The organism is Streptomyces sp. NPDC111520, assembly GCF_055635295.1.
On record NZ_JBVKBW010000007.1, the window covers coordinates 203,558 to 223,354 of the forward strand.

Here is a 19,797-nt window from a genome sequence, read left to right on the forward strand (position 1 = left end):
GGCCGGTCCCGGCCGGGCGGCCGGGAACCGTCACACCTTGGCCTGCTTCGTCTTGGACATCCGGGCGAAGACCACGACGTTGCCCGAGTAGCCGGAGTCCTTGCTGTAGGTGCCGCCGCAGGTGATCACGCGCAGTTCGGGGTCCTTGGTGTCCCCGTAGACGCGCTTGGAGGGGAACTCCGCCTTGGTGAACACCTCGATGCCGTAGATGGTGAAGATCGCCGTGGTGCCGTCGTCGCGCACCACGTCGATGGTGGAGCCCTTCTTCAGCGCCCCGAGGCTGTAGAAGACGGCGGGTCCGCTCTCGTTGTCGACGTGGCCGACGATGACGGAGGAGCCCCGGGCCCCCGGGCTGACCGAGTCCTTGAACCACGCGGCCTCGCCCGCCTTCTCCAGCGGCGGTGCCGCGATCACGCCGCGGCTGTCCAGGCCCACGTTCATGATCGGCGCGTCGATGCTCACGCCGGGGATGCGGATGCGCGTCGGCTGGGCGGGCGGCAGCGGGGGCGGCGCCTTGATCGCGGCCGCGTCGGAGAGCGCCGCGGAGGCGGCGGAGGGCTGGGGCGGCCCGTCCATCCCGGTGAAGCCCTGGAAGGTCAGCACCACCCCGGTGACGAGGACCGAGCACACGAGCACGCCGACCGCGCCACGCCCGCGCCGGGTCAGCGTCAACCGCCCGGGGCGCGCGGCCCCGGGGCGCCCGGCCGTTCCGCCGCCGGGACGGCCGGGAAAGCCCGGGCGCGGCACCGGACGACGCCGGGGCGCCGCCGGCGGTTTCGCGGGCGCCGACGCCGGGGGCTTCGCGCCGGCCGGGGCCGGGGGCGTCACGGCAGCGGGGGCGGGGGGTGTGACGGGAGTGGGCGCCGGCGGCTTCGGCGGAGCGGGTGCCGGCGGTTTCGCGCCGGCCGGAGCCGGCGGCTTGGCCGTGCCCTTCGGCGGGGCCGGCGCCTTCGCGGCCGGCGTGCCCTTCCTCTTCTGCCTCTGCTTCTTCGCGGGCGGCTGCCCCGTCCGCGCCGGCGCCGGGTCGGCGGGCCGGGCGCGGGCCGGGGGCTGCGGGGTGCGGTCCGGCCGGCCGGGTGCCCGCGCCACGCCGGCGGTGTGCTCCGGCACGAAGGGCTGGCCGAACCACGGGTCGGGCTGCCCGTACCAGGCGTCGGGCTGTCCGTACCAGGGCACGGGGGTGGTCTGGTCCCCGGAGTTTCGCAGCATCGCAGTCCTCAGCTCCGACCGGTGGGTCATGAGTGACAGTCCGTCATAAATGATGTTAAACCGAAGTATGCGTCAAACGCGGATGGATCAGTGCTAACCGGGCAATGTACGCCCCACTCGATCGAGTGGCGGCGCTGCGGCAGCGGGGCCAACCGGGGCGGCGGCGCCCGGAGCGGCGCCGATGATGCCGAGCGTGTCCTGACGGGTGCTCATCACCCGTGCCCGCCGCGGCCCGACGATCCGCACGCATTGGCCGTCGCCGCGGCCGTCGTGTACCACGCGCGCGCCGAAGGGCTGCCGGGCGGCACGGGCACCGCCGGTACGGGGTCCGCCGGCGCCGCCAACGCGGTCCCGGGTCCGGCGGGTTCACGGCACGTGCGGCCCACGAGGGCCACTCCGCCCGTGTCCGGGAGGCTCCGGGCCGCGGGGAGGCCCGGGCGGAACCCGCCATTCGGTACGTCCGGGCGAATTCCCCTGCCGTGCCGCTCCGGTGAACGCCGGTGAAATCACCTTTTCCGCAGTGGTTTTCCCGAGCGGACGGAGCCCGCCGAACCCCGCCCCGTAGGGGCGCTCGTTCCCCGGGCGCATTTCGCGCCCCTGGGGAGGTGTTCTGACGAGACGTGGCCTGATGGCTCATCGGCTGACTGGACGTCCGCTGACGCTGTTTCCGGCGGACGTCCGGTCACCCGTTTGACGAGCTCTTCACATTTTTCTGATGTCGCCGTGGGTATGGCTTCCACCTGCGACAACGCTGTTCCGGCCGGAGTGGTGATGCCCCGTCCGGGGGAGGCCCTGTGCCGATTCCGAGGTGCGTGAAGATCCCCGCCCTCGTGCCATGGATCTCAAGGACGCGGTCGCAGTTCGTGTCGCGGTGATCCCCAATCCCGCCTGCCCCGTCCGCAAGGAGGTTCCCCCCATGCGTGGTTCACGCATTCTCGCAGCGGCGACCATGACGGCCGCCGCAGTGATTCTCCCGGCGTCGCATGCGTTCGCCCTCACGAACGTCAACATCATCCCGGAAGAGGCCGTCGCCGGGCAGCCGGTCGCCATCACCGCCGACGGGGCCACCTGCCTGACCGGCACCGTGACGGCCGTCTCCTCCCCCGGTGGGCTCTTCCTCACCACCGGCAGCCTGACCGGTGACGTCTGGCAGCCGACCGCGACGGGCAAGCGCGCGGTCTTCGACGTCCCGCAGGGGATCGACCCCGGTACCTACACCGTCACCGTGACGTGCACCCCGGCCACCGGCAGCACCGGCACCACCGAGTCGGACACCGACACCCTCAAGATCCTGAGCGCCAGCGGCGAGCGGGACGGCGAGAACGGCCGTGACGGCGAGGGTCAGGGCGAGGGCCGTGACGGCGGCGGCCGGGGCGGCGAGCACGGCGGCGGCGAGCACGGCGGTTACGGCGGCGGCCACGGTGGCGGCCACGGTGGCGGTGGCGGCGGCTACGGACGTGGTCACGGCTACGGCGGCGACGACCGGTGCGAGTCGTGGTGGGGCAGCGACGACGACAACGGCCGTGGTGGCGGCGGCGGTTACGGCGGCGGTGACAACGGCGGCGGCGGTTACGGCGGCGGCAACGGCGGCGGCGGTGGCGGTTACGGCGGCGGCGGTGGCGGCGGCAACGGCGGCGGGGGCAACGGCGGCGGGGGCAACGGCGGCGGCGGCAACGGCGACCGCAACGGCGGCGGCGACAACGGCAACGACGAGAACGGGGGCGACGAGAACGGGGGCGAGGGCAACAACGGCAACGACCTGACCGCGCAGAGCTTCGGCGGCGGGTCCGACGACGGCCGCAACATGGACGACTCGTGGGGCGGCAACGGCGGCGGCCGTGGCGGCGACGACAACGGCGGCTACGGTCGCGGCAACAAGGGCTGCAAGGGCGGCCACGGCGGCGGCGGTTACGGCGGCGGCAACGGCGGCGGCAACGGCGGCAACGGCGGTGGCGGCGGCGGTGGCGGCAACGGCGGTGGCGGCGGCGGTGGTGGCGGCGGCAACGGCGGCGGCCCCGACACCGGCTTCGGCGGTTCGATCGGGATGAACACCCCGGAGACCCTGCTCGGCGCCTCGTTCCTGGTCGCCGGTGCCGGTGCCGGTGTCTACATGCTGCGCCGCCGGCGCATGAACGGCGGTCGCGCCTGATCGCCGCGGACCTCCGCGATACAGGCTGACCGTCCTGCCCCCGGGCCGCCCGCGTGGCGCCCGGGGGCAGTCCCGTGCACGGGCCGGACGGACGGGAGGAGTCCGCCGGATGAACGCGTGGATCCGGTGGATGATCCCCCTCCCCCGCCCCGGCCGTGGATGGCATCATGACCGATCACATCGGCACGGCGCACGACACGGATCGGCAGGAACCACGGGTGACCACGGGCGAGGCGCAGGACACGGCGGTACACGACGGCACCACCGCCCCGGCGCACGAGCGGCGGCGCGCACAGCGCGGCTGGTACTTCTACGACTGGGCCAACTCGGTCTTCTCCACGAGTGTGATCACGGTCTTCCTGGGGCCGTACCTCACGGACATCGCGGAGACGGCCGCGGGTCCCGACGGGTACGTCCACCCGCTCGGGATACCGGTCCGCGCCGGTGCGTACTTCGCGTACGTGGTCTCCGCCTCCGTGCTGCTGTCGGTGCTGGTGATGCCGCTCGCCGGGGCGGTCGCCGACCGGACGGGCCGCAAGAAGGCACTGCTCGGGACGTTCGCGTACATCGGCGCGGCCGCGACGACGGCGATGTTCTTCGTGACCGGGGACCGCTACCTCCTCGGCGGCGGACTGCTGATCGTCGCCAACGTCGCCTTCGCGTCGGCCATGGTCCTCTACAACGCCTTCCTGCCCGAGATCGCCGATCCGCACGAGCGCGACGCGGTGTCCTCGCGGGGCTGGGCGTTCGGTTACGCCGCCGGGGCGTTGATGCTCGTCGCCAACCTGGCGCTGTTCCTCGGGCACGACGCGGTCGGCGTCTCCAAGGGCATGGCGGTGCGCATTTGCCTGGCCTCGGCGGGCCTGTGGTGGGCGGCCTTCACCCTCGTCCCGCTGATGCGGCTGCGCGACACCGCGGCGGGCGCGCGGTCCGCCGGGCAGGCCGTCAAGGGCGGGGGCTCGCTGCGCCAGGGCTGGCGTCAACTCGCGGACACGCTGCGGGACATGCGCCGCCACCCGCTCACCCTGGGCTTCCTGCTGGCGTACCTCGTCTACAACGACGGCATCCAGACCGTGATCTCGCAGGCCTCGCTCTACGGCTCCGAGGAGCTGGAGCTCGACGAGACGGCCCTGATCGGCGCGATCCTCCTGGTGCAGGTGCTGGCGGTCTTCGGTGCCCTGCTGCTGGGCCGGCTGGCGGCACGCTACGGGGCGCGCCGGACCGTGCTGGGTTCTCTGGTGGCGTGGACGCTGACGATCGGCGCCGGCTTCTTCCTGCCGGCCGGCGAGCCGGTGGCGTTCTACTGTCTGGCGGCGGCCATCGGGATGGTCCTGGGCGGCAGCCAGGCGCTGTCCCGCTCGCTCTTCTCACACCTCATCCCACGCGGAAAGGAGGCCGAGTACTACTCGGTGTACGAGGTCAGCGACCGGGGAACGAGTTGGCTGGGACCGCTGCTGTTCGGCCTGACGTACCAGCTGACCGGGAGCTACCGGGACGCGATCGTGTCCCTGGTGGCGTTCTTCGTCATCGGCTTCGTGCTGCTGGCGAGGGTGCCGATGCGGCGGGCGGTGGCGGCCGCCGGCAATCCGGTCCCCGAGACGATTTAGTGCGGATGGGCGCGGCGCGGTAGTGTACGCCGTTGGCCGTCGGACGGACCGTTACTGCGCGCTAAAGATACCAGAACGCAGGGTGACATCTCACGTTAGATGTGACAAAACGGGCGTTGATGGGTACAAAAAGGGGCGGCACGACGGGCGACGCACCTCCCGAGACCGGGAATCTTCACCGCCGACCGGACGTTGACCGGATGACGACGACAGCGACACCTGTCCTGTGGGCGACACAGCCCGGGAGGCACGATTCATGAGTGAGCGAGCTCTCCGCGGCACGCGACTCGGGGCGACGAGCTACGAGACCGACCGCGGCATCGATCTGGCACCGCGCCAGACCGTTGAGTACGCATGCCGGAACGGACATCGATTCGAGATGCCGTTCTCGGTGGAGGCCGAGATCCCGCCGGAGTGGGAGTGCCGCGCCTGCGGCCAGATCGCACTCCTGGTCGACGGAGAGGGCCCGGAGGAGAAGACGAGCAAGCCCGCGCGTACGCACTGGGACATGCTCATGGAGCGGCGCACGGTCGAGGAGCTGGAGGAAGTGCTGGCCGAACGGCTCGCCGTCCTGCGCTCCGGCGCCATGAACATCGCGGTGCATCCGCGCGACAACCGCAAGAGCGCCTGACAGAAGGAGACGGGCCCGTGAGGGGCGGGCCCGGGAGACGTGCGCCCCGGGCGAGCGTGGCCTCAGTGCCGCGGCCCGGGGTTTTCGTCGTCCTGATCCGGTCCGGGCTCGACGACCTCACCCTGGATGACCTTGCCGTCCGGGCGGTGGATGCGCATCTGCTCCTCGGCGGCGCGCGCCTGGGCGAAGAGGTCGCCCAGCGAGCCCTGGCCGGTACCCCGCCCGCGGGCCGCGGAGGCCCGCCGGTCGAGGGCGCGCCTGCCCGCCCTCGTCAGCAGGGAGCGCGTCGGCGGGAAGAGGAAGAGCAGCCCCGCCACGTCGGAGACCAGCCCCGGCACCATCAGCAGCAGCCCGCCGATCATGACCGGCGCCGCGCCGCTGCCGCCGTTCCCGGCGCCGGAGGCCTTCCGCTCCTCCTCGGGGTCCCGTCCCTGCTGCGCGGACCGCATCGCCTCGTTCAGCGAGCGCCAGGCGCTGCGCCCGGCGTGGCGTACGGCCAGCGCTCCGCAGACGAAGCCCACGACGAGCAGCAGGAGGACGGTGAGGCCGCCGGCGGCGCCGGCGACCAGGATGAGCAGCCAGATCTCCAGCAGCGCGTAGACGGCCACTGCGAGCGGTATCCACCTGCCGGGTCGCGAACGCCGCTGCGGACGCGCGTCGCCGCCCGGTTGCCGCGGACCGGCCGGCGGCGGGGAGCTGATCGTCATACGCACCATTGTGCCTGCTCCCCGCCGAAGTCCCGAGGGCCGGTCAGCCGCGGCGCCGCCCGGACGTCAGCCGCTTCACGCGGGAGCCGACGCCCCAGGCGGTGACCCGCCACAGCGCCTCGGCGACGATCTCCCGGCTCATCTTGCTGTCGCCGCGCTCGCGCTCCACGAAGGTGATGGGGACCTCGACGACGTGGAAGCCGGACTTCACCGCCCGCCAGGCGAGGTCGACCTGGAAGCAGTAGCCCTGGGAGGCCACCTCGTCCATGCCCAGGCCCAGCAGCGTGTCCTTGCGGAACGCCCGGTAGCCCCCGGTGACGTCGCGCAGCGGCACGTCGAGCAGCAGCCGCGAGTAGGTGCTGCCGCCTCGCGACAGGAACTCGCGGGACTTGGGCCAGTTCACCACCCGGCCGCCGGGGATCCAGCGGGAGCCCAGCACCACGTCGGCGCCCTTGAGCGCGGTCAGCAGACGCGGCAGCTCCTCGGGCTGGTGCGAGCCGTCGGCGTCCATCTCCACGAGCACGCCGTAGTCCCGCTCGATGCCCCAGCGGAAGCCCGCCAGGTAGGCGGCGCCCAGCCCCTCCTTGCCCTTGCGGTGCAGCACGTGGACGTGGTCGTCGGCGGCCGCCAGCTCGTCGGCGAGCTTACCGGTGCCGTCGGGGCTGTTGTCGTCGGCGACGAGGACGTGCGCCTCGGGCACGGCCGCACGGACGCGGGCGACGATCGGCTTGACGTTGTCGGCCTCGTTGTACGTGGGGATGATCACGAGGACCGAGCCGAGCGGCCCGAAGGCCCTCCCCTGGGCTGCGCCACGGGTGACCCCACCGCCATCGCTCACTGCTGCTCCTCCGTCTCGTTGCGTCCCCGCCTGCCCAGCACGATCGCCGCGGCCCAGGACAGGAGGCCCACCATAGCGAGGGTCCATTCGGGAGCGGAGCCGACGCGGTCGGCGACGGTCAGATCGTCGCGGAGCGGCAGCCGCGCGCTGAGCACGGTCTGCGTGAACTCCTCGGTCTGCTGCTCGATGCGTCCGTCGGGGGCGACGACGGCGGTGATGCCGCTCGTCGCCGCCGTCACCACGGCGCGACCGTGCTCGACGGCGCGCAGCCGGGACATCGCCAGCTGCTGCTCGGGCTGGCCGGTGCGGCCGTAGGTGGCGTTGTTGGTCTGGATGATCAGGGCGCGGGCGCCCGCGGTGACGGTGTCGTGGACGATCCCGTCGTACGCCACCTCGAAGCAGATGACGTCGCCGAGCCTGGCCGGGCCGATCTGCAGGACGCCGCTCCCCTGCCCCGGGTAGAAGTCCCGCGGGACCTGGTCGAGCCGCTTGATGACCTTGGTGAGCTGCTTGCGGAAGGGCACGTACTCGCCGAACGGCACCGGGTGCTGCTTGGTGTAGTGGTCGCCGGGGCCGCTCTCCGGGTCCCAGACGATGCCCTCGTTCTGGACGTGGTCCGCGTCCGGGCCGTCGACCAGGGCGCCGACGAGGACGGGGACGCCGACCGCCCGGACCGCCTCCGTGATCAGGGCGTAGGCCTGGGGTTCCGAGAACGGGTCCATGTCGGAGGAGTTCTCCGGCCAGATCACCAGATCGGGCTTGGGCACGCGGCCGGCCTTGACGTCCTCGGCGAGCTTCAGGGTCGCCTCGACGTGGTTGTTGAGGATCTTCAGCGGCCGGCCGAGGAAGTGCATGCCCGGCTGCTGGACGTTGCCCTGCACGATGGCCACCCGCACGAAGTCGTCGGCCGCCGTGGGCACCGGCACCGCGTACCCCGCGGCGAAGGTGGCCACGGCCAGCACGGCGGCCGTCGTCGCGGGCACGAAGCGGCGCGGGCCGAAGACGACCGGGCCCTTGCGCAGCCGCCACACGGCGACCGCGGCCGCGGCCAGCAGCGACCCGCACAGCGCCACGGCGAAGGTCACCAGCGGCGCCCCGCCGAGCGCGGCGAGCGGCGTGAAGGGCGTAGCGGTGTTCGCGAAGGCGAGCCTGCCCCACGGGAAACCGCCGAACGGCAGCCGGTCCCTGGCGAGTTCCTCCGCCACCCACAGGCAGGCGCCCCACAGCGGCCAGGCGCGCAGCCGCGACGTGACCGCCAGGCCCGCGCCCAGCACGGCGACGAAGGCGGCCTCGATGACGGACAGGCCCACGACCGCGTCCCAGCCGATCACCCGCAGCCACAGCAGCAGCCACACGAAGAACGGCAGCCCGAAGGCGAAGCCCAGCCAGGCGCCCTGACGGGCGGTACGGCCCCGGGTCAGCAGTGCCAGGCCGGCCACGGCCGCGACCGACAGCGGCCACACCCCGTACGGCGGGAACGCCGCCGCCAGCGCCAGGCCGCACAGCGCGGCGAGCCCCGACCGCCGCGCGTTCGCCCGCAGGGCGCGCGCCATGCGGGCCGTACGGCCGGGTGCCGGGGCGGGTGGCGGCGGCGGTTCTACGGACGTCGCCGGCGGCGCGGCGGGGGCCGGTGCGGCGTCGGAGCGCGGTCGCAAGGTTCGCGGCCTTCCTGCAGGTGGTCACTGTGTGAGAGTGACCGTACCTCCAACGGCCCTGTCCGCGGACCCCGGGCGGGCAAAGCCTCCCGCCCCGGGCACGCCCGGGGCGGTGGGCGTCACCTGGGCGGTGGTCCCGCCCTCGTCCGTCCGACCCGAGCCGACGGCCTACGGCGTGCATGCGGCAACCCTGGGCGTGGGGTGAACGCGGTCCCGACCCGCCCGAGCACGAACCCGGCGTGCGGGTGGCGGTGCGGGAGCGGCGTGGCCGACACCGGACGCCGTCCGTCCGCACCCAGGCCACGGCCGACGCGGCCCCGATGCGGGCGTCCCGGGCGACGCGGCAGCCGGGGTACCGGCGTTCCGGTCGCGCGCGGGGCGTACGGCACGGCAGGGACGCCCGGGCTGCCCGGGAGGGGGGCGAGGGGGGCGAACTGCTCGGGGCCCGGAACGCCCTTCGGGCCGACCTGGGACCCGCTGGCTGCGGATCGGCGACAAGGCCGTTGTCTACTGGGCGTCCGGGCCCCTCCCGGGTCACACCTGCCGACCGGGCGGAGCCTCTCGGCGAGGCGGACCGCGTTCCGTGCCGCGAGCGCTGGACCTGGCTCCAGTGACGCACGCCGTTCGGCGCGACGCCCGGTGGCCCAGCTGCGGCCGTCGGCGCACGGAGATCCGGTCGGACGTCCGGTGGTGGACCCGGCCGAACCTACTCGCCCCCGACCGCCGCCTGTCAACAGCCGTTTGACCTGCGCAGATTGACCAAATCAGCAGGTCAACGCGAGGCTGGGGAAAGTTCCACGCCATCCCGACGGAGAACCGTTCGGAGGCATCGGCCGTTGACCCGTCACTCGTTCGGCCGTGCGAAGACCGTACGGCCGCCGACCACCGTGCGCAGCGCCGTCGGCAGCGGGAGCCCGGGGGTGAGGTCGGGCAGGCCGGGGGTGCCGGAGCGGGGGTCGGTCGACCAGTTGGCGACCCGCTCGTCGGGGGCCTGGACCACGAGGTCGCCGGCCCGCCACACGACGTAGTCCGCGGGTGCGCCGGGCACGAGGACGCCCGCCTCGTCACGGCCCACCGCGCGCCAGCCGCCGCGGGTGTGGGCGTTGAACGCGCCGCGGACGGAGATGCGGTGCTCCAGCGTCCGGTGGAACGCGGCGGCGCGCACCGTGCCCCAGGGGTCGAGCGGCGTGACGGGGCTGTCGGAGCCGAGGGCTAGCGGCACACCGGCCCGGGTCATGGCGGCGAAGGGGTTGAGGGTGCGAGCCCGCTCGGCGCCGAGCCGCTGGGCGTACATGCCGTCCCCGCCGCCCCAGGCGGCGTCGAACGCGGGTTGCACGGAGGCGACCAGGCCCAGTTCCGCGAAGGCGGCGACGGTGTCCTCGGTCATCATCTCGGCGTGCTCCACACGGTGCCGCAGCGCGCGCACCCGGCCCAGGCCCACCCGGCGGGCGGCCTCGCGCACGCCTTCCGCGACGGCGGCCACGGCCGCGTCGCCGATCGCGTGGAAGCCCGCCTGCACCCCCGCGTCGGTGCACAGCGCCACGTGATCGGCGATCGCCGCCGCGTCCAGGTAGGCGGTGCCGCCGACGGCGGGCGCGTCGGTGTACGGGGCGTGCAGGCAGGCCGTACGGGAGCCGATGGAGCCGTCCACGAACAGGTCGCCGCCCGCGCCGACGGCGCCCAGGTCCCGGATGCGCTCCAGGTCCCCGGCACCGGTCACGGCCTCGGCCCAGTAGCCGTACACCCGCGGCCCGGGCTCGTCGGCCGCCAGCCGGAGCAGCGCGGTCAGGTCGCCCTCGGAGGAGATGTCCGGGCCCGCGCACTCGTGGACGGCGCCGATGCCGAGCGAGGCGGCGTGGGCGAGCGCGGCGCGCTGGGCGGCGGCGCGCTGCTCGGGCGTCACGGCGGCGTAGGCGGCGCGCCGGACCGCGTGGTGGGCGTCGCGGGTCAGCGGCCCGTCGGGGTCGTGCCCGGCCATGCCCTCGGCACCGGGGGCCAGGGCGAGCAGGGCCGTGGTGACGACCGCCGAGTGGACGTCGGCGCGCGTCAGGTACAGGGGGCGGCCGCCGGTCGCGGCGTCCAGTTCCGCGCGGGTCGGCGGGCGCCGTCCCGGCCAGCGGCTCTCGTCCCAGCCGTGGCCGAGCAGCACCCGGTGCCCGGGGTGGGCGTGCGCGTACGCGGTGACCCGGGCGAGGGCGTCCGCCAGGTCGGAGGCGGGGGCCAGGTCCAGGCCGGTCAGCGCCAGGCCGGTGGCGGTGGTGTGCACGTGGGCGTCGGTGAAGGCCGGGGTGACCAGCGCCCCGTCGAGGTCGATCACCTCGTCGACGCCGGACGCGTAGGACTCGGCGGCGCCCTCGGAGCCGACCCAGGCGACCGTGCCGCCGTCGACGACCATGGCCGTCGCGAAGGGGTCGGCGGGGCTGTAGACGTTGCCGCCGCGCAGCAGCACGGTGGTGGTCGGCTCGTTCGTGGTGTGCGGCACTGGGTTTCGCCTCGCGATGTGATGGTGGGCCCGCCCGGGCCCCGGTGGGGGCGGGGGACGGGATGGTGCGGTGGGTCGGGTCCCGGGGCCGTGGGGCCCCTCAGACGCGCGGTGGGCGCGCCTCGTACGGCGTGGAGAGGACGACCGTGGTGCGGGTGGAGACCCCGGCCAGGGTGCGGATCCGCGCGAGCAGGTGCTCCAGCTCGATCGGCGTCGCGACCCGGACCTTGAGGATGTAGTTCTCCTCGCCCGCGACGCTGTGGCAGGCCTCGATCTCGGGGACCTCGGCGAGCCGGTCGGCGATGTCGTCGGGGGCGCTCGGGTCGAAGGGCTTCACCGAGATGAACGCCGTCAGCGACAGCCCCACCGACTCCGGGTCCACGATCGCCGCGTACCCGCGGATCACCCCGCGCTGCTCCAGGCGCCGGACGCGCTGGTGCACCGCGGAGGTGGACAGGCCGGTGGCCTTGCCCAGGTCGGTGTAGCTCATGCGCCCGTCGGCCACGAGAAGTTCCACGATCTGCCGGTCCAGCTCCTCCACAGCGCAAGAACCTACAGGGTCCGCGGTCGTCGGCGGTATCCGGCCGCCCCGTCCCCCCGCACGTACGGGACCGGCGCCGGTCAGGAGCGGATGCGGACGCACAGCAGGCAGGTGTCGTCCCGCGGGTTCGCGGGGCCGAGTGCCTGCGTGAGGACGGCGGCGACCGTGTCGCAGTCCTCCGTGGCGACGCGCTCGGCGCAGCGGGCGAGATCGGCGAGACCGGTGTCGAGGTCCTGGCCGCGCCGCTCGATCAGGCCGTCGGTGAAGAGGAACAACCGGTCCCCGGGCGGCAGCCTGGTCTCGCACAGGCCGTAGACGCTGTCCCGGCCGGCCCCGAGGATGCGGCCCTCGGGGCGCTCCAGGTACCCGGCGCGGCCGTCGCGCAGGTGGAGCACGGGCAGGTGCCCGGCCTGCGCCCAGGTCAGGACGCCCTCGGCGGGCCGGTACTGGGCGAGGACCATGGTGGCGGTCGCGGAGCCCGTGTTCATGAGCACCTGGTTGAGACGCTCCAGCAGGCGGTGCGGCGGCGTGCCGCTCAGGGCCATGGCCTCCGCGCCGTAGCGGAGCCCGGCCATCGTGGCGGCGGCCTCGACGCCGTGGCCGGCGACGTCGCCGACCGCGAGCAGCACGGAGCCGTCGGGAAGGGCGACGGCGGTGAACCAGTCGCCGCCGATCTGGATCGTGCTCTCGGCCGGCAGGTAGGAGACGTCGCAGCTGACGCCGCCCAGCTGGAAGGGTTCCTCGGGAACGGGCAGCAGGGCGCGCTGCAGCCGCCGGGCCAGGATGTGCTCGGCGTTCAGGGTCCGCTGCTGCGTGCTGAACGCGCGGTGGGCCTCGTCGAGCGCGATCTCGCCGTGGCGCAGGGCGGTCAGGTCCTGGAAGAAGCCGTGCACCAGCACGGGCGTGCCCTCGGCGTCGGTGACGGCCTCGGCGACCATCCGCAGGTGGCGGGTGCCGTGGCCGGTACGGATGCGGAAGGGGGCGTCGACCGGGTCCCCGCGTTCGAGCAGGGCGTTCACCGCGGCGCCGAGGACGGGCACGTCCTCCGGGAAGAGGTGCTGCGGCAGCTCGTCCAGCGGCATGGGCCCGAGCGCCGGGTCCCGGTCGAAGACCGTGAACACCTGCGGCGACCAGCTCAGGGAGCCGGCCACCAGGTCCCAGTCGGCCCAGCCGAGGTTGCCCAGGTGCTGGAGCCGGCGCAGCCGTTCGATCTCGCGGTCCGCCGTGTCGTGCCGCAGCCAGGAGACGACCAGGCCGTCGCCCAGCCGTGCCACGGCCACGGAGTAGGTCGCGGTCCGCGGCACGCCGGCGGCCACCTCGTGGTACTCGTAGGGGTCGGTCTCGTACGGTTCGCCGGTCGCCAGGGTCCCGAGGTACCCGTCCCACAGCGGGGTGCCGGCCACGGTCGGGTAGCACTCCAGGATGCGCCGCCCGACGAGTTCGCGGCCCGTGCGCCCGGCCACGTCCACCGAGGCGGGGGCGGCCGCCTCGATGCGGAAGTCGGTGACCTGGCCCTCCTCGTCGCGTACCGGGACGAGGAGGACGGCCGCCTCGTACAGGGTGTCGAGCACGGCCTGCACGGTCGCGGGCCAGGTGGTGGCGGGGGCGGGTGACAGGCAGGTGGCGCAGGCGCGCGCGGCGGCCGTCAGCAGGGCGCGGTCGGCGGGGTCGAAGTCGTCGGGGCGTTCGCGGAGGAAGCCGGCCACACCGACGACGTCCTCGCCGCGGCGCAGCGGCAGCCAGGCCCGGGAGGCCCACATGCCGGGGCGGTCGCCGAGGAGGGCGCGGTCGGCACCGTCCTTGTCGAGGCCGCACAGCCACACCGGGCGGCCGAGGCGCACCGCCTCCACGGGTGCCAGTTCCGGCAGCGGCGGCACGTGTCCCCAGGCGGAGGCGGTGCCGGCGTCGATGCCGGAGTGGGCGACCAGGTCGAGGCCGCCCGCCGGTGCGCTGGTGTAGAGCAGCACGGCGTCGACGTCCGCGGTGTCCACGAGTTGCCCGACGAGCAGCCAGGTCAGCTCCTCCGAGGTGCCGGCGGCGCTGCGGACGCCGTCGATCCCCCACGGACGCGGTGGCGGCGGCGGTCGGTGGTGGCGGGAGGCGTACCGGGACGAGGTGAAGACGGACGGGGGGTCGCCCTTGAGCCCGGGCGCGGGGGCGTCGGGCCCGGGCGGCGCTTCGGGCTGCGGCGGCGGGGTGACCGGGGCGCGGGAGGTGTGCAGCTCGGCCAGCAGCTCCCAGACCTCCTCCAGCACGGTGCGGCCGGCCCGGTCCGCGCGGCGTTCCAGTTCCTCCTGGGCGCCGCCGGGACCCAGCCCCAGGCGTCCCATGAGCACACCCCTGGCCCGCTCGGCGGCGGCCCGCGCGGGTGCGGCGAGCCGCTCCTCGTCGAGTTCGGCGCGCAGCCGGGCGACGGTACGAGCCAGCTGGTCGGCCGCGGACCGCTCGTCGGGCCGGCCACCGGACGCGGAGGCGACTCCGTCGTGGCTCACTCTGTGAGCATCGCACAGTCACCCCGGGGAGAACCCCCTCGCCGGGACGGCCTCGGAAGTCCACGCCGGTGGCCCGGTCGCCCCCGCGGCGGGCGCCACGGACGGGCCCTCGCCGGGCCCGGGCCGTGGCAGGTGCCCGGAGCCGTCGGGCCGTGGGCCCGAGCCGCCGCGCTGCCCGCGCAGGCCGCAGGTCCGCGGGGACTTGGCGATGGCGCGGCGGGCGGGCACCGCCGGCGAGGGCCAACCCTGCTGGGCCATCGCACGCGTCCTCGTCTGTCGAGCCGAAGACCCCGTCGACGAGGTGATCGACCTCGACGGGGCGCACCCCCGCGCCGCCCGCGGCGCGCACACGACGCGGCCGGCCAACGCCGCAGGGCGCCTCAGGCGGCCAGGGGGCTGCCGTCGAGGCTCCGCAGCAGGTCAGCAGGGTCGTGGTGGACGGCGACGGCGCCCGCTTCCTCGAGGTCGGCGCGCGGCACCCCGCCCGAGAGGAGCGCGACACACGGCACGCCGGCCCGGCCCGCGGCGAGCACGTCCCAGACGGTGTCGCCGACGAACACCGCGCGGTCCGCGTCGACACCGGCCCGGTCCAGGGCCCGGCGCACGAGGTCGGGGGCGGGCTTGCTCGCGGACACGTCGTCGGCGCTGGTCGCGTCGTCGATGACGTCGTCCGCGTCCAGGGCGGCGCGCATGGCGGCCAGTTCCACGGCGTCGGCCGAGGTGGCCAGCACGATCCGGCGGCCCCGGGCGGCGACCGCGCGCAGCAGGTCCGCGGCCCCCTCCAGCGGGGTGAGCGTCGCCGAGTGCGTGGCGTAGAGCGCCTTGTGGGCGGCGCTGATGGCGTCGTCCCGGCTCGTGTCCCGTGCCTCGCCGAGCAGCCGTTCCACCAGGTGGTCCGAGCCCATGCCGACGCACCGGTGGATCTCCGCCATCGGCACGGTGTGCCCCGCCTGCCGGAAGGCCTCCGACCAGGCGACGACGTGGAGGTAGTTGGTGTCGACGAGGGTGCCGTCCATGTCGAACAGCGCCACTCGTTCCCGGTCGTCGTCCATGGGTGCGTGTCCTCCTTCCGTCCGGCCCGCTCCCGTGTGCTGCCGGCTCTCCTTCCCCCCGCCTGTCCGGTTCCACCGCGGTCAACCCCCGTACCGCGGACGGTTAGGCGCATCCGCACCGGGAAGCCGACCCAGCGACGCATCCACGAAGGGAGAGGACCCATGGGCACGATCAGCGAATCCGTGGACGTCGACGTCCCGCTGCACACCGCGTACAACCAGTGGACGCAGTTCGAGGAGTTCCCGAACTTCATGGAGGGCGTGGAACAGGTGACCCAGGTCGACGACCGGCACAACCACTGGGTGACGAACGTCGCCGGTGCCCGCCGGGAGTTCGACACGGAGATCGTCGACCAGCTGCCGGACGAGCGGGTGGCGTGGCGCACCGTCACCGGGGACGTCCGTCAGCGCGGAGTCGTGACCTTCCTGGAGCTGGACCCGTCGCACACCCGGGTGAACCTCGCCATGGAGGTGGAGACCTCGGGGCTCGCGGAGAAGGCCGCCGACGCGCTCGGCGTCGTGGACCGGCGGGCGCGGGGCGACCTGCGGCGCTTCAAGCACTTCATCGAGGAGCGGGGCAGCGAGACGGGCGCCTGGCGCGGCCGTGTCGCCCCGGGTGGCTGACCCGCCGGACGACCTCGGCGGACGATCCCGGGGCCCGGGTCGGTGTCCGTGGGCTGAGCTCAGCGGCCCCGGTGAGCACGGCGATCGCGGCCACGTCGCCGCGGTACCAGGATGCGCCACGCGGCGCGCTCCAGCAGGAGGGCCGCCTCCTCTCGGGCTGGAGGGTGGCCTCCCCCGGGTGCCGGGCCCGTCGTTCCGCCGTTCCGGCCAGTACCTCCGCCGGCGCCCGGTGTGCCGCACGCCGTGGGCTGCCGGTGGCGGCCTCGACCACGGCCGGGCGGGTCCGGTACGGCGCGGGCGGGGTAGGTGGGGTGCATGGGCAACGTGGACGACCGGGCGCCGGCGGGGGGCCTGACCTTCGGGGTCGAGGAGGAGTTCCTGCTGGTCGACCCGGGGACAGGGCGGCTGGTGGACGGCGCCGCCGCCGTCATCGCCCGCGCGTCGAGGCTCCCGCCGGCCGCACCGGACGTGGCGCTGCAGCACGAGTTGTCGGCCGCGCAGATCGAGTCGGCCACCGGTGTCGCCACGCGCCTGCCCGAGCTGACCGGCCAGCTGGCGGCCACGCGGCGGCTGCTGGCCGACGCGGCCGCGGCCGAGGGCGCCCGGCTGGTCTCGTCGGGCACGCCCGTCCTCGACGGCCGTTCGGGGATCAGCGCGGGCGCCCGCTTCGCAGCGATCGCCGGCCTCTACGAGAGCCAGGCGACCGGCTACCGGGCGTGCGGCTGCCATGTGCACGTGGGCGTACCGGACCGTGACACCGCGGTCGCGGTCGTCAACCACCTGCGGCCGTGGCTGCCCACGCTGCTGGCGCTGTCGGCCAATTCGCCGTACGACCGGGGGCGCGACTCCGGTTACTCCAGTTGGCGCGTACTGGACCAGGCGCGCTTCCCGGGTTCCGGGATCCCGCCGTGGTTCGCCTCGGCGGCCGAGCACGACGCCGAGGTCGACCGGCTGGTGGAGTGCGGGGTGCTGGTGGACCACGCCATGACGTTCTGGCTGGCCAGGCCCTCGCCCTGGCTACCCACGGTGGAGGTGCGGGCCGCCGACGCGCTGGGGGCGACCTGGGAGACGGCGTTGCAGGCGGCCCTCACGCGGGCGCTCGTGCGCACGGCGCTCGGCGACCTCTCCCGGGGCGTTCCGGCCCCGCCCACGACACCGCAGCTCGCCGCGGCCGCGCTCTGGTCGGCGGCCCGATACGGGCTGTCGGGGCCGGGGATCCATCCCGTCCTGGAGACCCGCGTGCCCGCGACCGCGCTCCGCGACGAGCTGCTGGAACGCGTCACGCCCGCGCTGGAGGAGACCGGTGACCTGGCCTTCGTCCGCGACGCCGTGGCCGCGCTGGCCCGTGCGGGCAGCGGCGCGGACCGGCAGCGACGGGCCGGGGAGGCGGGCGGGCCGCGCGCCGCGGTGGACATGCTGGTCGAGCAGACGGCGGCGGAGGGCCGCATGCCCCCGGCGTCACCGGGCAGGGGCACCAGCGGACGCCCGTACCCCGAGGACGTCACCGCACCGACCGACGGAGGACCCGATGGACGTGGTCTCCGACCTCCCGACCGATCCCCGGACCGCTGAGCCGCCGCCGCCCGCGCCGAGGGGCCCCCTCTCCCGGGCGGTGCTGGACGTGCTCACCGGGGGCCCGCCGGGCACCGCGCCGGAACCGGCCGCGGGGGCGGTCGAGGACGCCGACCCGTTCGGCGAGGACCTGCAGCTGGCCCTGCACGTCTGCTACGAGCTGCACTACCGGGGTCTTGCGGGAGTGCACCCCGGCTGGGAGTGGGATCCGGGACTGCTGGGGCTGCGCGGCGCCATGGAGGCCTCCTTCGGGGCGGCGATCCGTGCCGGGCTGCCGGAGGCACCGGCGGGCGCCGCGGCACGTACGGCCCTCGACCGGGAACTGGAGGCACTGCTCACCGAGCCCCGTGACGCCCGCGGCGTGTCCCACTTCCTGCGCGACGAGGCCACCTGGGAGCAGTTGCGGGAGTACTTCGTGCACCGGTCGGTGTACCAGCTGAAGGAGGCCGATCCGCACGCGTGGGTGATCCCGAGGCTCACCGGCCGGGCGAAGGCCGCGCTCGTCGCCGTCGAGTACGACGAGTTCGGCAGCGGGCGCGGGGAGCGCGTCCACGCCCGGCTCTTCGCCGACCTGCTGCAGGACGCCGGGCTGGACCCCTCCTACGGGCACTACGTGGACGTCGTGCCGGCCGTCACCCTCGCCACCGTGAACCTGATGTCCTGGCTGGGCCTGCACCGGGAACTGCGGGGGGCGCTCGTGGGGCACTTCGCGGCCGGCGAGATCACCACGGCGCCGGCCGCCCGCCGGACGGTGGAGGCCATCGACCGGCTCGGCGGCGGCCCGGCCTGCCGGCACTTCTACGACGAGCACATCGAGGCCGACGCGGTCCACGAGCAGGTGATGCGCCATGACGTCATCGGTGATCTGCTGGCCCGCGAACCCGGCCTCACCGCCGACGTCGTCCTGGGGATCCGCGCGACGGCGCTGCTGGACGGGCGCGTGGAGGAGCACCTGCTGGGGGCGTGGCGGGCCGGGCGCACCTCGCTGCGCGCGGCGCCGGGGCCGGCCGGGTTGCCGGGGGCGTCCGGTTCGTCCGGACCGTACGGGGAAAGTGCACCTCAGGAGGCCTGAGCAAGGAGGTCGCGCGATGCGCTCAGCACCCCTGGGGACCCGGGTGGGGACGGCACGCCGCGTGGCGGCCGGCGCCACCGTGCGCTGAGGCCGCCGCGATGGCAGGTGGGGCGGCGCGATGGCTCCGCCATCCGTACCGGTCGTGGCGGGAGTCGCGGGCGGGCCGCATGTGGCTCCAGGGCGGCGAACTGGAGCTGCTGCAGCGCTCCATGGGCTTCGCCGCGCTCGGTCTGGTGACGCTGGTCCCGCTGCTGATCGTGGTCGCGGCGGCCGTGCCCTTCCACGGCTACGGCTTCGCACAGTGGGTCGTCGACGGCATGGGGCTGTCGGCCGAACCCGCGCGGGCCGTGAAGGAGCTGTTCGCGGCCCCGCGCAAGGTGATCAGCAGTACGAGCGGCCTGAGCCTGCTGGCTCTGGCGCTGTTCGGGCTCTCCTTCGCGGCGTGCGTCGAGGTGGGGTACACCCGGATCTGGCAGGTGCCGCCCACCCCGTGGCACCACGTGTGGCGGCGCGCGGTGTGGCTGGCCGCGCTCACCGCGTACCTGTTCGCGGAGGCGCAGAGCGGGGCGGTGCTGGGCGGGGGGTGGCCGGACACGGTGCTCCGCGGCGGCACGGCCGTCCTCCTGGGCTTCGTCTTCTTCTGGTGGGGGCAGTACTTCCTGCTGGCCGGGCAGGTGCCGTGGGCGGCGCTGGCGCCCGGGGCGGTCGCGACGATGGTCGGCCTCATCGGTCTGCGGGTCTTCTCGTCGTTCGTGTTCTCCCCGCTGATCGTGACCAACGCCGTCTCGTACGGGGCCGTGGGCACGGTACTGATCGTGCAGTGCTGGCTGATCGGGGTGGGCTTCGTGGTGTTCGGGGGCGCCCTGCTCGGCCGCCACCTCCAGAATCCGAGCAAATGGTTTCATCAGGAACCTTCCGGGCAGGCGCAGGAAAGCGCCGATCGACCCCCGGAAGGAGAACCCCATGGGTGCCGAGAAGAAGGTCAAGAACACCGGCCAGAAGATGAAGGGCAAAGCCGAGGAGGCCACGGGCAAGCTGACCGGCGATGACAGCTTGCGGATGAAGGGCAAGGCGGACCAGGTCAAGGGCGACGCCAAGCAAGTAGTGGAGAAGGGCAAGGACACCCTCGACCACTGACGCCGGCCCCGCCGCACACCGGTCGTGGG

The 19,797-nt window shown here is 74.6% G+C and carries 16 protein-coding genes; 8 read left to right on the forward strand and 8 right to left on the reverse strand.

The genetic code is table 11. The features are described 5' to 3' along the window. Positions 1–30 precede the first annotated feature (30 nt). The gene (locus tag ACZ7MY_RS18525) at positions 31–672 is read right to left on the reverse strand and encodes a class F sortase (protein ID WP_499603289.1); all 642 of its coding nucleotides are present in this window, start codon (positions 670–672) and stop codon (positions 31–33) included. A 1,453-nt stretch (positions 673–2,125) separates the two neighbouring features. On the opposite strand from ACZ7MY_RS18525, the gene ACZ7MY_RS18530 reads away from it, so the two are divergent. From ACZ7MY_RS18530 to ACZ7MY_RS18540, 3 genes are all read left to right on the forward strand, one after another. Continuing rightward, positions 2,126–3,358, forward strand: coding sequence for a hypothetical protein (locus ACZ7MY_RS18530; RefSeq protein ID WP_499603019.1), 1,233 nt, complete (start codon positions 2,126–2,128; stop codon positions 3,356–3,358). Between the two features lie 167 nt (positions 3,359–3,525). Beyond that, a complete protein-coding gene (locus tag ACZ7MY_RS18535; RefSeq protein WP_499603020.1) occupies positions 3,526–4,965 on the forward strand; it encodes an MFS transporter in 1,440 nt (479 codons plus the stop codon). A gap of 256 nt (positions 4,966–5,221) precedes the next feature. Further along, positions 5,222–5,596 carry an RNA polymerase-binding protein RbpA gene (locus ACZ7MY_RS18540; protein WP_431949087.1) on the forward strand — a complete coding sequence of 125 codons (375 nt, stop codon included), beginning with the start codon at positions 5,222–5,224 and terminating at the stop codon, positions 5,594–5,596. A gap of 62 nt (positions 5,597–5,658) precedes the next feature. On the opposite strand, the gene fxsA is transcribed toward ACZ7MY_RS18540, so the two are convergent. From fxsA to ACZ7MY_RS18575, 7 genes are all read right to left on the reverse strand, one after another. Continuing rightward, the gene (gene fxsA / locus ACZ7MY_RS18545; RefSeq protein WP_499603021.1) at positions 5,659–6,303 is read right to left on the reverse strand and encodes an FxsA family membrane protein; all 645 of its coding nucleotides are present in this window, start codon (positions 6,301–6,303) and stop codon (positions 5,659–5,661) included. Between the two features lie 43 nt (positions 6,304–6,346). Next, positions 6,347–7,141: a polyprenol monophosphomannose synthase gene (locus ACZ7MY_RS18550; protein ID WP_499603022.1), complete on the reverse strand. Its 795-nt coding sequence runs from the start codon at positions 7,139–7,141 to the stop codon at positions 6,347–6,349. Beyond that, positions 7,138–8,796, reverse strand: a complete 1,659-nt coding sequence (gene lnt, locus ACZ7MY_RS18555; RefSeq protein WP_499603023.1) for an apolipoprotein N-acyltransferase — start codon at positions 8,794–8,796, stop codon at positions 7,138–7,140. The genes ACZ7MY_RS18550 and lnt overlap by 4 nt, the downstream gene beginning before the upstream one ends. A gap of 844 nt (positions 8,797–9,640) precedes the next feature. Beyond that, positions 9,641–11,191 (reverse strand): amidohydrolase, encoded by a 1,551-nt coding sequence (locus ACZ7MY_RS18560; protein ID WP_499603290.1) that lies wholly within the window; start codon positions 11,189–11,191, stop codon positions 9,641–9,643. 187 nt (positions 11,192–11,378) lie between these two features. Beyond that, on the reverse strand, positions 11,379–11,819 hold the full coding sequence (locus tag ACZ7MY_RS18565) for an Lrp/AsnC family transcriptional regulator (protein WP_018562423.1): 441 nt from the start codon (positions 11,817–11,819) through the stop codon (positions 11,379–11,381). Between the two features lie 80 nt (positions 11,820–11,899). Next, positions 11,900–14,311: a PP2C family protein-serine/threonine phosphatase gene (locus ACZ7MY_RS18570; RefSeq protein ID WP_499603024.1), complete on the reverse strand. Its 2,412-nt coding sequence runs from the start codon at positions 14,309–14,311 to the stop codon at positions 11,900–11,902. A gap of 380 nt (positions 14,312–14,691) precedes the next feature. Beyond that, positions 14,692–15,363 carry an HAD family hydrolase gene (locus ACZ7MY_RS18575; RefSeq protein ID WP_499603025.1) on the reverse strand — a complete coding sequence of 224 codons (672 nt, stop codon included), beginning with the start codon at positions 15,361–15,363 and terminating at the stop codon, positions 14,692–14,694. 162 nt (positions 15,364–15,525) lie between these two features. On the opposite strand from ACZ7MY_RS18575, the gene ACZ7MY_RS18580 reads away from it, so the two are divergent. The 5 genes from ACZ7MY_RS18580 to ACZ7MY_RS18600 all read left to right on the forward strand — a co-directional run bounded on the left by ACZ7MY_RS18580 (position 15,526) and on the right by ACZ7MY_RS18600 (position 19,768). Continuing rightward, positions 15,526–15,987: an SRPBCC family protein gene (locus tag ACZ7MY_RS18580; protein ID WP_499603026.1), complete on the forward strand. Its 462-nt coding sequence runs from the start codon at positions 15,526–15,528 to the stop codon at positions 15,985–15,987. A gap of 315 nt (positions 15,988–16,302) precedes the next feature. Further along, positions 16,303–17,559, forward strand: coding sequence for a carboxylate-amine ligase (locus tag ACZ7MY_RS18585; protein ID WP_499603027.1), 1,257 nt, complete (start codon positions 16,303–16,305; stop codon positions 17,557–17,559). Beyond that, positions 17,516–18,631 (forward strand): iron-containing redox enzyme family protein, encoded by a 1,116-nt coding sequence (locus ACZ7MY_RS18590; RefSeq protein WP_499603028.1) that lies wholly within the window; start codon positions 17,516–17,518, stop codon positions 18,629–18,631. The genes ACZ7MY_RS18585 and ACZ7MY_RS18590 overlap by 44 nt, the downstream gene beginning before the upstream one ends. 167 nt (positions 18,632–18,798) lie before the next feature. Beyond that, positions 18,799–19,680, forward strand: coding sequence for a YhjD/YihY/BrkB family envelope integrity protein (locus ACZ7MY_RS18595; RefSeq protein WP_499603029.1), 882 nt, complete (start codon positions 18,799–18,801; stop codon positions 19,678–19,680). Then, positions 19,634–19,768 carry a CsbD family protein gene (locus tag ACZ7MY_RS18600; RefSeq protein WP_499603291.1) on the forward strand — a complete coding sequence of 45 codons (135 nt, stop codon included), beginning with the start codon at positions 19,634–19,636 and terminating at the stop codon, positions 19,766–19,768. The genes ACZ7MY_RS18595 and ACZ7MY_RS18600 overlap by 47 nt, the downstream gene beginning before the upstream one ends. The last annotated feature ends 29 nt before the right edge of the window (positions 19,769–19,797 follow it).